16 protein-coding genes and 1 pseudogene are annotated in these 14,050 nt (G+C 67.8%); 10 read left to right on the forward strand and 7 right to left on the reverse strand.

Annotation, left to right across the window (positions count from 1 at the left end):
* The first annotated feature begins 10 nt into the window (after nt 1-10).
* Nucleotides 11-616 carry an NADPH-dependent FMN reductase gene (locus AGRA3207_RS30550; RefSeq protein ID WP_231330591.1) on the forward strand — a complete coding sequence of 202 codons (606 nt, stop codon included), beginning with the start codon at nt 11-13 and terminating at the stop codon, nt 614-616.
* Nucleotides 617-642: 26 nt separating this feature from the next.
* Nucleotides 643-1,671, forward strand: a complete 1,029-nt coding sequence (locus tag AGRA3207_RS30555; RefSeq protein WP_231330592.1) for an acetylserotonin O-methyltransferase — start codon at nt 643-645, stop codon at nt 1,669-1,671.
* A 57-nt stretch (nt 1,672-1,728) separates the two neighbouring features.
* Here AGRA3207_RS30555 and AGRA3207_RS30560 read toward each other — a convergent pair whose 3' ends face one another.
* The gene (locus AGRA3207_RS30560; RefSeq protein ID WP_231330593.1) at nt 1,729-2,049 is read right to left on the reverse strand and encodes a hypothetical protein; all 321 of its coding nucleotides are present in this window, start codon (nt 2,047-2,049) and stop codon (nt 1,729-1,731) included.
* A 757-nt stretch (nt 2,050-2,806) separates the two neighbouring features.
* Between AGRA3207_RS30560 and AGRA3207_RS30565 the strand changes: the two are divergent.
* The 4 genes and pseudogenes from AGRA3207_RS30565 to AGRA3207_RS30580 all read left to right on the forward strand — a co-directional run.
* A pseudogene (locus AGRA3207_RS30565) lies at nt 2,807-2,874 on the forward strand (hypothetical protein); the annotation flags it as partial.
* Nucleotides 2,875-2,994: 120 nt separating this feature from the next.
* A complete protein-coding gene (locus AGRA3207_RS30570; RefSeq protein WP_231330594.1) occupies nt 2,995-3,303 on the forward strand; it encodes a hypothetical protein in 309 nt (102 codons plus the stop codon).
* Nucleotides 3,304-3,557: 254 nt separating this feature from the next.
* Nucleotides 3,558-3,980 (forward strand): hypothetical protein, encoded by a 423-nt coding sequence (locus AGRA3207_RS30575; protein ID WP_231330595.1) that lies wholly within the window; start codon nt 3,558-3,560, stop codon nt 3,978-3,980.
* A 3-nt stretch (nt 3,981-3,983) separates the two neighbouring features.
* Nucleotides 3,984-4,850 (forward strand): hypothetical protein, encoded by an 867-nt coding sequence (locus AGRA3207_RS30580; protein WP_231330596.1) that lies wholly within the window; start codon nt 3,984-3,986, stop codon nt 4,848-4,850.
* Nucleotides 4,851-4,886: 36 nt separating this feature from the next.
* Here AGRA3207_RS30580 and AGRA3207_RS30585 read toward each other — a convergent pair whose 3' ends face one another.
* Complete coding sequence (locus tag AGRA3207_RS30585) at nt 4,887-5,876, reverse strand: XRE family transcriptional regulator (protein ID WP_231330597.1); 990 nt, start codon at nt 5,874-5,876, stop codon at nt 4,887-4,889.
* Nucleotides 5,877-6,246: 370 nt separating this feature from the next.
* Entirely contained in the window at nt 6,247-7,236 is a 990-nt protein-coding gene (locus AGRA3207_RS30590; RefSeq protein ID WP_231330598.1) for an XRE family transcriptional regulator, read from the reverse strand.
* 180 nt (nt 7,237-7,416) lie between these two features.
* Between AGRA3207_RS30590 and AGRA3207_RS30595 the strand changes: the two genes are divergently transcribed.
* Nucleotides 7,417-8,202, forward strand: a complete 786-nt coding sequence (locus AGRA3207_RS30595) for a protein-L-isoaspartate O-methyltransferase family protein (protein WP_231330599.1) — start codon at nt 7,417-7,419, stop codon at nt 8,200-8,202.
* A 168-nt stretch (nt 8,203-8,370) separates the two neighbouring features.
* Here AGRA3207_RS30595 and AGRA3207_RS30600 read toward each other — a convergent pair whose 3' ends face one another.
* Nucleotides 8,371-9,243, reverse strand: a complete 873-nt coding sequence (locus tag AGRA3207_RS30600) for an aldo/keto reductase family oxidoreductase (RefSeq protein ID WP_231330600.1) — start codon at nt 9,241-9,243, stop codon at nt 8,371-8,373.
* A gap of 141 nt (nt 9,244-9,384) precedes the next feature.
* Here AGRA3207_RS30600 and AGRA3207_RS30605 point away from each other — a divergent pair, with 141 nt between their 5' ends.
* Nucleotides 9,385-9,822, forward strand: a complete 438-nt coding sequence (locus tag AGRA3207_RS30605) for a winged helix-turn-helix transcriptional regulator (protein WP_476692284.1) — start codon at nt 9,385-9,387, stop codon at nt 9,820-9,822.
* A 248-nt stretch (nt 9,823-10,070) separates the two neighbouring features.
* On the opposite strand, the gene AGRA3207_RS30610 is transcribed toward AGRA3207_RS30605, so the two are convergent.
* Nucleotides 10,071-11,366 carry an XRE family transcriptional regulator gene (locus AGRA3207_RS30610; protein ID WP_231330602.1) on the reverse strand — a complete coding sequence of 432 codons (1,296 nt, stop codon included), beginning with the start codon at nt 11,364-11,366 and terminating at the stop codon, nt 10,071-10,073.
* Nucleotides 11,367-11,551: 185 nt separating this feature from the next.
* Between AGRA3207_RS30610 and AGRA3207_RS30615 the strand changes: the two genes are divergently transcribed.
* Complete coding sequence (locus AGRA3207_RS30615; RefSeq protein WP_420830806.1) at nt 11,552-11,782, forward strand: hypothetical protein; 231 nt, start codon at nt 11,552-11,554, stop codon at nt 11,780-11,782.
* Nucleotides 11,779-12,165 carry a hypothetical protein gene (locus AGRA3207_RS30620; RefSeq protein WP_231330603.1) on the forward strand — a complete coding sequence of 129 codons (387 nt, stop codon included), beginning with the start codon at nt 11,779-11,781 and terminating at the stop codon, nt 12,163-12,165. Before AGRA3207_RS30615 ends, AGRA3207_RS30620 begins: the two co-directional genes overlap by 4 nt.
* 10 nt (nt 12,166-12,175) lie before the next feature.
* Here AGRA3207_RS30620 and AGRA3207_RS30625 read toward each other — a convergent pair whose 3' ends face one another.
* Both AGRA3207_RS30625 and AGRA3207_RS30630 read right to left on the reverse strand, forming a co-directional pair.
* Nucleotides 12,176-13,288, reverse strand: coding sequence for a prenyltransferase/squalene oxidase repeat-containing protein (locus AGRA3207_RS30625; RefSeq protein WP_231330604.1), 1,113 nt, complete (start codon nt 13,286-13,288; stop codon nt 12,176-12,178).
* On the reverse strand, nt 13,278-14,036 hold the full coding sequence (locus tag AGRA3207_RS30630) for a class I SAM-dependent methyltransferase (protein ID WP_231336444.1): 759 nt from the start codon (nt 14,034-14,036) through the stop codon (nt 13,278-13,280). Before AGRA3207_RS30630 ends, AGRA3207_RS30625 begins: the two co-directional genes overlap by 11 nt.
* Between the last annotated feature and the right edge of the window lie 14 nt (nt 14,037-14,050).

Below are 14,050 nucleotides of genomic sequence, written 5' to 3' on the forward strand. Positions count from 1 at the left end.
AGGAGCCCCCGTGAACGTGGCACCGAAGATCGTCTTCCTCAGCGGTTCCCTCAGCGGGAACTCCAAGACCGGCCGCATCGCCGACTGGTGCGCCGCCCACTGCGCGCGGTACCGGGCCGTCACCCGGGTCTTCCGCGGCACCGACCTGGAGTTCCCCTTCTACCGGCACGGCGGCGCCGCGGACCATGGCCCGGAGATCCACGACTACCTCCGGGCGATGGAGCAGGCCGACGCCGTCGTCCTGGTGTCGCCCGCCTACCACGGCGCCGTGTCCGGCCTGCTGAAGAACGCGATCGACTACGTGAACGAGCTCACCGGACCGGACCGGCCGCTCCTGGACGGCCGGGCGATCGGCTGCGTCGCGGTGGCCCGCGGCGAGCAGGGCGCGGCGAGCACCCTCGGCATGCTGCGGACGATCGGCCACGCCCTCCGCGGCTGGCCCACCCCCCTCGGCGTCGCCCTCTCGAACGACCAGGCGCTCGTCGACGGCACCGGCATGCCCGTGGCCGAGCGGACGCGCGCCCAGCTCCAGGTGATGCTCGGCCAGGTCGTCTCGCACTCCACCCTCAGCGCCCGGAGACGGGCCGCCCGGACCCCGGCGGGCACCCGCCCGTGACGTCCACCGATCAGGAGGGACCGGCCATGCCGGAGCAGAGACCCCAGGCCGCCGTCCCCGACGGCGCGTGGGGCGACGCCGAGCTACGGCGCCGGGCAGACCTGACCCTCCCGATGGCCATCCGCGTCGCGGCCACGGTGCGGCTGGCCGACCACATCGCCGACGGGGGAAGCACGGCGGGCGAACTCGCCGGCCGCGTGGGCGCGGACCCCGACGCGCTGGAACGGCTGCTCCGTCACCTGGCGGCCGGAGGCGTCCTCGCCCGCGAAGGCACCGGACGCTACCGGCTCACGCCCCACGCCCGAACCTTGCGGGACGACCATCCGCAGAGCGTCCGCGCCGTCCTGGACATGGAGGGCGCCCTGGGCCGGGCGGAACTCACCTTCGTCGAACTGCTCCACAGCATCCGCACCGGCCAAGCGGCCTACGCCACCCGCTACGGCCGGACCATCTGGCGCGACCTGGAGGACTCACCCGACCTGGCCACCGGGTTCGACGCGTTCATGTCGTCCCGCATGCTGACCTGCCTGCCGGCGATCGTCCGCGCGTACGACTGGTCGTCCCTGGGCCGCGTGGTCGACGTCGGCGGCGGCGACGGACGGCTCCTCGCCGCGCTGCTGACCGGTTTCCCGCTGCTGCGCGGCACCCTCGTCGAGCGTCCCGGCCCCGCGTCCACCGCCCGCGCCACCCTGGCCGGGACCGGCGCCGACGTGACGGAGGCCGACTTCTTCGGCCCCCTGCCCGCCGGGGGCGGCGGCTATCTCCTGGCGAACGTCCTGCACAACTGGGACGACGAATCATGCAGGCGGATCCTGGGCCGCTGCCGCGAAGCGGCCGGTGACACCGGGCGGGTCATCGTGATCGAGCACCTGCGCGCCGACGACAGCGTCCCCGGAACCGCCCTCGACCTGCGCATGCTGGTCCTGTTCGGCGGCAGCCAGCGCAGCCTGCCGCAGATGGCCGATCTCGCGGCCGCCACCGGCCTCGGCGTCCACCAGGCCCACCCCGCAGGAGAAATGACCATCCTCGACCTCCGCCACGCCGCCGGTCCCTGACGCACGCGACAATGCGGGCGGCCCGTGGACCGCCCGCACCCCGTCACCGGGCCGGGATCAGCTCTCCCATTGGAAGGTGGCCCGCACGCGCAGGTTGCTGTCCCATTCGATGTTCGCCCAGACGTGCACGCCCCCCTGGTAGGGCCGCACGTTGTGGATGGTCATGCGCGCCGACCCGATGAACGGCACGTTGTTGGCGTCGACCTCGACGATCGAGACGACGACCCGCGTCGAGGGGGTGAACGCGCCCGAGGTGGCGTTGAGGATCACCTGTCCGCGCGTGTTGAAGAAGGCGAAGCCGGTGAAGACGGCCCTGGTGGACTCGGCGAGATCCTCCGCGCCCGTCTCGATACTCGCGTCGACGGTCGGTAGCCCCATAGTCCCTTTTCCTCTCTTTGCGGGCATTGCACCGTTTCCAGCCGGGAGTCACCTTTGCGAGTGATCACCACGGCCTGTTCTGCCGGTCCCCACGGTCACCCGGACGACAGGCATGCAGGTATCCCCAAAGTTGGGAGGTTGCCGAGCGGGCAGACATCAGAAACCCACCCCAAGCAGTGTGAGAACAGGAAAACAGAGTGGCGCGGACGACCCCCACCGCCAAAAGATCTCGCAAGACCCCCTCACCGAACAACCCGACTTCGGTAGCCCTGAGGATCGCCCCATATCCCAGTAAGAAAAAACGCACGCTCGAAGCCATAGCGAGGCCGAGCCCGATGTGCAGCTCGACCGCCAATGATCGCCCCCCGATGCACGACGGCTAGATCGGAGAGAGGAACCCCGTGAAATTTGCGAAAAAGCTTCAAGAAACAGGACCCGGAGGTGTGATGTCGGTGGAGGGTGCCCTCCGGACCGTGCGGCGCGAGCAGTTCATCCCGGACACGATCTGGGTTCCGGTCGAAGGGACCGGCTGGTTCAAGCCTCTGCGGCGCGAGGACGACCCGGAAGCCTGGAGGGCGGAAGTCGAGTCGCAGCATTCGGTGATCACTCAGGTCGACGACGGCGCCACCGGTCGCGGCGTGTGGCCGACGAGCTCAAGTAGCGCCCCGCGCATCGTCAAGGCGATGCTCGAAACGCTCGCCCTTCGCAGTGGCATGCGAGTGCTGAAATCGGTACGGGAACCGGCTTCAACGCCGCGTTGCTCGCCGAACTGGCAGGCGCGGAGAACGTCACGACCGTGGAGGTCGATGCGTCGTTGGCAGAACACGCACGGGCGGCCTTGGAGAGGGCCGGATATCCGGTCACGGTGGTGACCGGCGACGGCATGCGGGGTTACCAGCCAAGGCCCTCTTTGACCGGATCACCGCCACCGCCGCCGTACGCGAAGTGCCGTATTCCTGGGTGGAGCAGACCCGCGTGGGCGGGCTCATCGTGGTGCCCTGGGTGGCGTCGTTCCATCCGGACGAGCCATTGGCCACGCTCGAAGTCCAAGCGGACGGCACAGCGGTGGGCCGCTTCGGCACTCCGGCCTGGTTCATGCCGATGCGCAGCCAGCGCCTCTCGCAGTACTCCATCCGCGAGACCGAGAAGCGCTGGACGGAAGCTGGCAAACCCGAAACAACGCGATACGGGATCACCGTCACGCCGAAGGGCCAACACATCTGGCTGGACTCACCCGCCGACCCCGTCGCCTAACGCCGTCCACCGACTGCTCCTTGCGATCGTCCAGCCAGGACCGGCCGCGCGTCCCCTGATCCAAAACCGCACGCTCGCGCCGGTCCACTTTGCCGCCCTCGCGCGCTCGTCGTCCGCTCGATCACACCCGGGGGTCGACCTACTGGTCGTCGCCGACGCAACCCCCCAATGTTGGGGATACCTCCGTACCGGCCGGTCAGCGACGCTTCGAGAACACCTCGCCACGGCAGATTCGACGCGTGTGGAGACTTCTCATGACCGATGACCAAGTGCCCAACGATCCGGGCCATGAGACCGTCCTGCCCCCGGTGGCGTGGACGCATGGTGGCGAAGGCGGTCCCGGGCCCGACCGGCCGGCCCAGGCGGCGGAGTTCGCCCGGCGGCAGGCCGGAACGGTCCGGTCGGAACCCGTGCTCGCGGAGCACCGTGACGCCGCCGCATCCTGGCTGCACGAGAACGCCGACGGTCTTCAGGACGACCCCGGGTCGCTCGTGGACGCGGTCATCGCACGGGTGCTGGCCCGGCCCGACCAGAAGACGCTTCTGGAGACGCACGCGCTCCTCACCGAGCTGGGCCGCGACCCGGCGTTCTCAGCCCTGATCACCGAACGGCTGACCGGCGACGTCATGCATCGGATCATCCGGCTCAGCGGCACTCGCCGCCCCGAGGAGGGCTGACAGATGTCCGTTCAGGCCACCACGATCCTCTACAAAGGCCCGAATCAGACCGGCGAATCCAAATACGGCTATCTCGCCCAGGATGACCGATACGGTCATGAGAACAGCCGCGACCTCCAGGACACCGGCTTCTACGAACAGACCCAGTCCGTGAAGCTGTTCGACTCGTCGGTACAGGATGTCTGCCAGATCTTCTTCACCGGCGACCAGTACGACAAGGTGTACCAGTCGTGGTACGCGCTCAAGGGAAAGGGATTCCTGAATATCACGGGCAACTGGGGTCCCGTGCGCAGCTATCTCCTGGTCGCCACGTCCAGGGACGGGGAGAACGAACTTCGGCTGAGCTACCGGGACATGTTCTTCCAGGAATGGATCACCATGATCGACCAGATGAAGGGTGACTCCATCCGCCGGGACGTCGACCCCGTTCTCACATGGGAGTTGTTCCCCGCCGACCCGCGCTACGAGTGGCTCGACCCGAAGCTGACCTACCTCAAGGTCCACCAGGACCTCATGGCGCTCGTCCCCTGGCCGTACACCGACTACCACATCTGGATGGAGTACTGGATCTACCTGTACCCCAGCGGCACCGGCGTCCGCGCTCACGTTCCCCAGTATTGGTGGTACGTCGACGGCGGCGCCCTGCATGAGAACGTCCGCGACCGATTCGTTTGGCGGGTACGCGACGGAGCCGTGACGCTACAGAACAAACTGAACGAGAAACTCGCTCAGTTCGACGGAATAGCCCCTAACGGCGTTCACGACGTTTACTACCTGCCCGGCAGGATGCTTCAGCGGCCCACCCACACCGGCTTCGTGGACGGCAACGTCACCACAAGTGACATCACGCTCATCGTCACCGCCAAATGATCCAATGCCCGGGTGAGGTGGTTCTAGCCCGAGAGTTCAAATGGCGGCGGTGAGTGCGTGGAGTTCTCGCGCCGCGGGAAGCACGCGGGCGGCCCGGGGGATGGTGTTCAGCAATTGCTCGACCAGCTGGCGGGTGGCCATGACCGGGCGGGGGCGGTCGGTGAGAGATGTGACGGCCAGGTTCAGGCCCTCGTGCACGTCGTTGTCCGCGGCCAGGTTGATGGCCTGCATGAGATGGAGGTTGACGATCGGGGCGACGGCGGTGGAGGGGTAGAGGGTGCGGGCATTGTCGATTGCGTCCGATGCGCCTTTGCCGCCGGAGGCCGTACGGACGTAAGCCTCGTTCCAGTGCAGTTGGCTTTCCTGGAAGCCGAGGACGGTTGGCTCGCCTGGACGGTGAGGGAGCTGGTCGAAGGTCCGCTTCAGCTTTGTGAGGTTGGTGGACGCCGTCTTGTGGTCGTTGTAGAGGGCCGCGGTGTAGGCGCCTGCGGCGTAGGCCCGTGCGAGTCCGGAGGACGGGACGCCATCGGCGATCTCGCTGGCCGCGTCGACCATGGTCATGACGGCTTGGTGTGAGCTGCCTGCCCACGTCGCGTGCTGAGCGGCTCTGCCACGCGTCCAGACGCGCAGTGCTCGATCGCCGGACGCGTCCGCTGCCCGGCGTGCGGTGCTCCACGTCCGGCGTGCGGCGCGATCGTCCCCCATGTTGCCGAGCGTGTCCGCCAAGATGCCGGAGAGCCCGGCGCTCACTCGCAGCAGCCCCGCTTGCTCGTTGGGCGGACGGCTCGTTTCGAGGAGTTCCCCGACGGCGACGATGTCCGCCGTCAGAGCCGAGATGAGAACAGTGAACGGCCGCCGGTAGAGCTGGTGACCGTAGTCGTAGACCACTCGGTCCCATTCTTCGAGGTCGGTCCCGGCATCAAGGACGTGATCGATGCCGGAAAGAAACTCCTCAAGGACTCCCGGTGGTACGACCCCTCCTGCACCCAGAGCGGAGATGATGTGGATTGCGGCTCGGCGCTTCACGTCGTCGTTCCTTCACAGTAGGAGTAGTCCCAGTGGCGGTCGAGGCGTCGGTCTCCAACCGCGCCGACCATGCGGGACGGATGACGGTCATGGTCCTGATCCCTCCGCCGGAGCCGGGGGCAGGCGGCGCCCCTGCAAGTAATTCATCGCCAATGTTCGGTGACGCTTCGTGCGCGCGTTTCATTTGGTGGACGCGGGATCGTCGGTACGTGAAGCTGTCGCGTGCCGATGCGCGTAGCTCTCGTCCGGCGTTCCTATCTGGGAGGCGGTTCCGGGGGGCGATGGGCGCGTCCGTGCGGTCTTATGCATCGGCTGAGTGTGTTCGCGTTGACCGGGTCGACTCGTCCTGCAAGCTCGTTTAAGGTGAAGTTCAGTTGGCGGCGGTGAATGCGTGGAGTTCTCGTGCGACGGGGAGTGTTCGGGCATTTTCTGGGAGGATACGCAGGACTTGTTTGACCAGACGGATCCGTCCTGCCGCCCCCCGGTGAGAGTTCTCCATCGTCGCGAGGGCGTGATCTAGTCCGGCATCGACCTCACGGTTCTTTATCAGGACGGCCGCCTTCATGAGCGACAAATTCTCCCTGGGGGCGGTGGCGTGGAGTGGATACAATGAGAGTGTGTTTGCCAATGAGGTCTCAGCGTGTCGGTCCCCCCGCCACGTTTGAGCATACGACTCTGCCCAATGTAGTTGGCTTTCGCGGTACGCGAGCACAGATTGATCGTCCGTATCCTGTGGCAGTCGAGCGAAGACGTCCTTGAGGTCGCGAAGTGCCTTCTCGGCTTCACTTGCGTCGTCCCCATCTGCCGCCGCATAGACGCGAACGGCGTGAGCCCGTGCCAGACCGGCAGATGGTTTTCCGTCTGCGATCTCGATTGCCTCTGCTGCCAATGTCATGACCACGGTCCGAGGGCGTTCCAACCAGAACGCATCCTGCGCGGCGCGGCCGCGTGCCCATACGCGCAGGTCCTGGTCGCCTGAGGCGTCGGCTGTTCGTCTTGCAATGTTCCAGGCGATGCGTGCGGCGCGCTTTTCGCCGACGTCGCCGAGGTCGATGGCGAGGATGCCGGACAGTCCGGCGCTGATGCGGAAGAGGGCCGCTTGGTCGGTCGCACTGTCCGGGCGGTCGAGGAGTTCGCTTACGGTGACGACGTCGGCGGTCAAGTCTTTGATCAGCGCTCCCGCTGGTCGGCTGACGATCGCTTGGCCGTATTGGTGGACGGTGGCCTCCCATTCGGGGAGGTCGAGGGGGCGGCCCAGCGAGTCGTCGAGACCGGAGAACATGATCTTGGTGGCTCCCGGGGGGATTGCGGTTCCGGCTGTGATGGCGGAGATGATCTGGAGTGCGGTGCGACGCTTCATTTGAGAATCTCCCGCCTGGTGGTGGGGCTTTTCCTACGGTATTCCCTGGGGTGGTGTTGAAAATCGGGTGGTTGCGTCTCTGTATCGGTGAAGCGATTGATACGGACTGCTTCGTTCGTCATGCTGGAGTCGGCGAGTGACCGGAGCGGTGTGTGGATTGTGTAGTGGGAGTGGGCGTGGATGAGTGATTTCCATGGGCTTCCGCCCGTCGACCGCCGTTTGTTCATTCCCGAAACGATCTGGGTGGTGCGGCATCGGCGGTTCGTGGAGCTATCGCGGGCCGGTGCGCCGGAAGAGTGGCAAGAGTTGGTGATGTCCGATGAGTCGGTCGTCACGCGGCTCAAGGACGGTATGTGGCCGGTGTCCTCCTCGACCGCCCCGTCGATGATGGCTCAGATTATCGAATCTCTGGATCTCAAGCCTGGTATGCGCGTTCTGGAGATCGGTACGGGAACCGGGTACAACGCGGCCTGCTTTGCGGCCCTCGGTGCCGAGGTGGTGTCGGTCGAGGTCGACGCGTCGGTGGCCGACCATGCGCGGGACGCTTTGCGCGCCGCAGGCCGTCCCGAGGTGGTTGTGATCACTGGTGACGGGGAGTCCGGGGCACCGTCACATGGCCCGTTCGATCGAGTGATCGCCACCGCGGCTGCTCACACCGTCCCTCGTGCGTGGATCGAACAGACGAAGGTCGGAGGCGTGATCGTGGTTCCTTGGGCGGCCACCTTCCATCCGGCCGGGCCGCTGGCCGTGCTCGTCGTCAAGGGGGACGGAAGCGCCGAGGGGCGTTTCACGGCGCCAGCGCGTTTCATGCCGCTCCGAGGCCAGCAACTGCCGCCGATGGTCCGCGATGAAACTGAGGAACGTTGGATTGCGGCCGGTCGGCCTGAGGCGTCGCGATACGGGGTCACCGTCACGTCTGCTGGCCAAATCGTCTGGCTGGACTCGCCAGATAGCCCCGTTGCTTAGACGTCTTGCGACTCGTCCGTGACTCAACTTGTGCGGCAGGGATGAGTGTTGATGGCTCTGCCTGGTGGCGCATGGGAATGTGATCCGCAGCATCTGGCGAGGCCGTGTTAAGGGGCGGGCGAAGCCTGTCTTCGATTGTGGCTTGTGGGCTGTTTGGCTCTGGGGCGTTCAGCGGCCGATGTCGTCCAGTTCGGTCACGTCCTTATGAGAGAGGGAGAGTCCTGCACCGGCGATGTTCTCGCGTAGGTGTGCCGTGGATGACGTGTCAGGGATGAGCAGGATGTTGGGTGATCGTTGCAGCAGCCAGGCCAGTGCAACGGACATCTGCGTCGTCTCCAATCGGGCGGCGACCGCCGAGAGCGCCGAGGACTGAAGCGGGGTGAAGCCGCCAAGGGGGAAGAAGGGCACGTACGCGACGCCGTTGGTGGCGAGCCGGTCGATGAGCTTGTCGTCGTGGCGGTGGGCGAGGTTGTACATGTTCTGCACGCACACGATCGGCGCGATGCCTTGTGCCTCGGTGACCTGCTCCTCGGTGGCGTTGCTGACCCCGAGGTGGCGGATCAGGCCCTGCTGCTGGAGTTCGACGAGCGTCTCGAACGGCTCGGCGAGCGAGCCGGGCTGGGGGCCTTCGGCGTTGCCGAGCCGGAGGTTGACCAGGTCGAGTACGTCGAGCCGGAGTGACTTGAGGTTGTCGTGGATCTGGCGGCGCAGATCCTCGGGTCGCCGGGCCGGAGGCCAGCCACCCTTCTCGTCGCGGGTCGCGCCCACCTTGGTCACGATGTGCAGCGACTCGGGATAGGGGTGCAGTGCCTCGCGGATCAACTCGTTGGTGACGCGCGGCCCGTAGGCGTCGCTGGTGTCGATGTGGGTGATACCGACGTCGACCGCTTCACGCAGGACGGCCAGGGCGCCCTCGCGATCGGCGGGCGGCCCCATGACCCACGGGCCGGCCAGTTGCATGGCCCCGTAGCCGAACCGGGTGACGGTCAGGTCACCCAGAGCCCAGGTGCCGCCGGGGAGAGAAGGGGAGGGTGCGCTCATCCTGGTGCCTTTCGTCGTGCCTGTGAGGGGTGGCGCCTGCTGCCTGTCTGCATCAGCATTAGAGAGAAACTTCCTTTCGGGAAGTAGGCACTCTGGAGTGCGTAACCCACCCGTCGGTGAGAGGTGCGATCAGTGACGACGATGAAGGCGGCCCAGAAGAGGGCTCAGGCCAAGGTGGAGTACAACGCGTTCCTGGCGGCATGTCCCAGCCGGAAGCTGCTCGACCGGATCTCGGACAAGTGGGTCGTCCTGATCCTGTGTGCGCTGGGCGGCGACAACAACGCCGCCCAGCCCGGTGCAGCACACGCAGACGCTCCGAAGGCGATGCGTTACTCCGAGATCGCTCGTCTTCTGGCCGGGGTCAGCCAGAAAATGCTGACCCAGACGCTACGGTCGCTGGAGCGCGACGGTCTGCTCACCCGTACCGTCACGCCGACCGTCCCTGTCACCGTCTCCTACGAGCTGACCGACCTCGGTCTCTCGCTCCACCACGTGACGCGCGGGCTCAGAAGCTGGGCGCAGACGCACATGGACGAGGTCCTGGCAAACCGCGAGGAGCACGACGCTCGCACCTCGTGACGACTCACATCCGAACCGTCCGACAGCTCTACATTCTCAGCCCTACACCGCCCTTAGCTGTGGAAAGCCTGTTACGGCGGTGAACGCCGCGTAGCCCCCGTCCGGCGTGCCCCATCTGAAAGGCGTTTCCGGGAGGCGCTGGGCACGTCCGTGCGGTCTCTGCGTCAGCGGAGCGTGGCCGCGTTGGTTGGACGTGGTGTTGCTTGACCGAGTCGGCTCGTCCTGCGAGATCGTTCGAGGGTGAGAGTTCAGGTGGCGGTGGTGAACGCGTGGAGTTCTCGTGCGGCGGGGAGTGTTCGCGCGTTGCCTGGGAGGGTGTGCAGTACCCTCTTGACCAGTTGGGCCCGTCCGGCGCAGCGCCGGTAGTCGTTTTCCATCGTCGTGATGGCGTGTTGCAGACCCGCCTCTATCTCGCGGTCGTTGATCATCACCGCGGCCTTCATGAGCGCCAGATTGGTCCTGGGCGCGAAGGCGTTGCTGGGGTAGAGGCTGAGCGCGTGCTCCAGTGAAACCTCTGCGCGAGGATCAGCGTTCCATGTTCGGGCGTACGACTCCGCCCAGCGGAGCTGACTCTCCCGGAACGCGAGTGCGGACTGATCGTTTGTGTCCTGCGGCAGGTGGTCGAAGACCCGCCTCAGGTCGTCGAGTGTGCTGTCGACCCGGTCTGTGTCGCCTCTGGCGGCGGCGACGTAGACGCGGGCGGCGTATGCGTCGGCCAGTCCTGCCGACGGTGTCCCGTCGGCGATTCCGATCGCCTCGCTTGCGAGCTCCGCGACGACGGAATCGGGACGTTCTGTCCAGAACGCCTTCTGGGCGGCCTTGCCGCGTACCCAGACGCGAAGATCCCGATCACCGGAGGCGTCGGCGCTCTGTCTCGCTGCAGCCCATGACATGCGGGCGGCTCGTTTCTCGCCGACATCGCCAAAGTCGACGGCGAGCACACCGGCCAACCCTGCATTCACACGCATGAGGGCGGCCCGATCATCGGTGCTGTTGGGACGGTTGAGCAGCTCGCCCACGGCGACGATGTCCGCGATCAAGTCCTTGATAAGTTCTCCGGCCGGAAGCGTGCCGACGACCTGGCCGTATTCGTGGACGGTGGCCTCCCATTCGGAGAGGCCGAGGGGGCGGCCCAGTGAGTCGTCGAGGCCGGAGAACAGGGTCTCGATGGCTCCTGGGGGGATGGCGGTTCCGGCTGCGATGGCGGAGATGATGTGGATTGCGGCTCTGCGCTTCACGTTGTCGTCCCCCTGCCTGGGAGTTGAACCTTCCTGCACGGTACCCAGAAGGGCGGTCTCGTGCTTGGGGAAGAGTTCGTCGTAGGGGATGCCGAGGACTTCGGAGAAGACGTAGTCCCAGTTGCGGGGGTAGTGGGCGCCGTTTTCGTAGCCGCGGATCTGGTTGGCGAGGTTCTTCACCTTGTCCGGGGTGGGGGTGATCCCCAGGTGGATGAGGAGTCGGCGCGCCATCTCGTGCTTGCCCCAGTGGCGGTCGAGGCGTTCGGTCTCCAGCCGTGCCGACCATGCGGGACGGGTGTCGGTCATGGTCCTGAGCCCTCCGTCGGAGCCGGGGGCAGGCGGTGCCCCCCTGCGGGTAATTCATTGTCAGTGTTCCGTGACGCTCCGTGCAGGCGTTTCATTCGGTTGGCGCGGGCGGACGCCAACGGGCCCGCGTTCCGACGAGGGAGCGGCCCCGGCCTCGGGTGCCGAATCGGGAATGAGGTCCCACTGTGAGAGAAATGCCGGTCGTGGACGGCGCCGACGCGCAGAAGGCGGCGTTGCGGGAGGAGTTCCCGGGCTGGTCGATCATCCACACCACCGACACCGGACGGTGGTGGGCGATGCGCGGGCCTTTGCGCCGGGAGGACATGGACAAGACCGCCACGGTGGACGCCGACACCCCCGACGGCCTGCGCAGCGGGATCCGGGCGCTGGACGTACCCGCGCGGGACGGGCTGTGACGTCGCCGTATCTCGACCTGCTCGCGCGGGTCCTCGCGACCGCCGGGTGGTCGTCGCGGCCGCGGTACGAGCAGGACCCGGCGCGGCTGCACGTGTACTCGCCGTGCCTTCCGTCGATCGGGGAGAGCGTCCACGTGAAGCCGGGCGTGGGCGGGGTGCCGTGGTTCATCGCCTCGACCGGCGACCCGATCGCGCCCTGCCACGACCTTGAGGGCGCCGTCGCGGAGATCGGGAGGCGTCTTGAGCCGTGGGTGACGTTCGCCGCGGCCTACAGGGCGGCGTCCAGGCCGGATGAGACGCGGGCGCGGCGCTCCCTCGGCCGGCTGCTGACCGCGTTCGGGATGTGGTGGCGGCCGGACGGGAGTGCCCGGACGGGCGGCTGAGCCCGGCCCGTCAGCGGCGGGCAGTCGCGACCAGGGCGCAGCCGCAGGCCAGGGGGTCGGACGCGTCGCAGGGGCCCAGGGGCCGCCCGGCGATCTCCTTGAAGAGGCGGGAGCCGGGGGAGGCGCCCTCCAGGGCGTCCGCCGCCAGTACGACCGCGGCGGCCGTGTAGGTGGAGCGGTCGCCGGGGAAGTGGCGGCGGTGCTCGAACTGCCAGCCCGTCCAGTACGAGCCGTCGTCGTGGCGCAAGTGCTGGATGGAGGCGAACAGCTCCAGGGCGCGGTCGCGGTCGCCGGCCGCGTCCAGGGCCATCACCAGCTCGCAGCTCTCCGCCGCCGTGACCCACGGCTGGTCGGACACGCAGCGGCAGCCGAGGCCCGGGACGACGAAGGTGTCCCAGCGCTCCGCGAGGCGCCGTGCGGCGGTCTCGCCGCGGACGGGGCCGCCGAGCACCGGGTAGTACCAGTCCATCGACCAGCGGCTCTTGTCGGCGAACGCCTCCGGGTGGGCGGCGACGACGTGGCCGAGCTGGTCGGCGGCGAGTTCCCAGCCCGGCTGGTGCTCGCCGAGGTGCTCGGCCAGCGCGACCGCGCACCGCAGCGACTGGTAGATCGACGAGCAGCCGGTCAGCAGCGCGTGGTCGGCGGGGGCGCCGTCCTCGCCGCGGATCCAGATGATCTCGCCGCGGCGGGTCTGGAGGCCGAGGGCGAAGTCGACCGCCCGCCGGACGGTCGGCCACATGCGGCGCGCGAAGTCGCCGTCGCCGGTCATCAGCAGCTCGTGCCAGACGCCCACTGCGACGTAGGCGGCGTGGTTGGACTCCCCGCCCGGCTCGGTGACCTCGCCCAGCACCCATTTCGCGGGCCACGACCCGTCGGGGCGCTGGACGCCGCGCAGCCACTCGTAGGCGCGCCGGGACTCCGCGCGGAGCCCGGCGGAGGTGAGGGCCATCGCGGCCTCGACGTGGTTCCAGGCGTCGACGTGGCCGGGGACGCCCGCGGTGGGGGAGAACCAGGGGATCGCGCCCGAGTCCTCCTGCTGCGCGGCGATGCTGCGGGCCGTCGCGACGACGCCGTCCCTGGTCACGACCCCCGGGACCGAAGGCGGGACGGCGTCAGAGCGCATCCGCCGTCTCCTTGGCGGGGACGGGACCGTCCGGGGTCGCGGGCTTGGTGAGGTAGACGACGACGCTCTTGCCGATCAGGGGGTTCATGACGCGCTCGGCCAGCCGGGTGGCGAGCGGCCGGTTCATGATGTCCCAGACGAGGAGCCGGTGGTACGCCTTGGCGAGGGGGTTGCCGTCGTTGTCCACGCCGACGGCGCACTTGATCCACCAGTAGGGGGCGTGCAGCCCGTGCGCGTGGTGGTGGCCGCCGACCTTGAAGCCGGTCGCCTTCAGCTTGGCCTCCAGCTCGGCGCGGGTGTAGATCCGCACGTGCCCGCCTGGGGCGGTGTGGTAGTCCTCCGACAGCGCCCAGCAGACCCGCTCGGGCAGCCAGCTCGGCACGGTCACCGCGAGCCTGCCGCCGGGTTTCAGGACGCGCAGCAGCTCCCGCATCGCCCGCATGTCGTCGGGGATGTGCTCCAGCACCTCGGACGCGACGATCCCGTCGAAGTGGTCGTCGGGGAACGGCAGGTCGAGCGCGTCGCCCTGGACGGTCTCCGCGGCGGCGTCCTCGGGCACCTCGCCCTCCAGGCGCATGGCCGCGAACATCTTCTCGACGCCGTCCAGCTCGCCGGCGTCCTGGTCGAAGGCCACGACGTCGGCGCCCCTGCGGTACAGCTCGAAGGCGTGCCGCCCGGCGCCGCAGCCCATGTCGAGGACGCGGTCTCCGGGGGTCACGCGGAACCGCTGGAAATCCACGGTCAGCAGGATCGTGCTCCTTC

Origin of the sequence: Actinomadura graeca, assembly GCF_019175365.1 — a bacterium.
GTDB lineage: Bacteria > Actinomycetota > Actinomycetes > Streptosporangiales > Streptosporangiaceae > Spirillospora > Spirillospora graeca.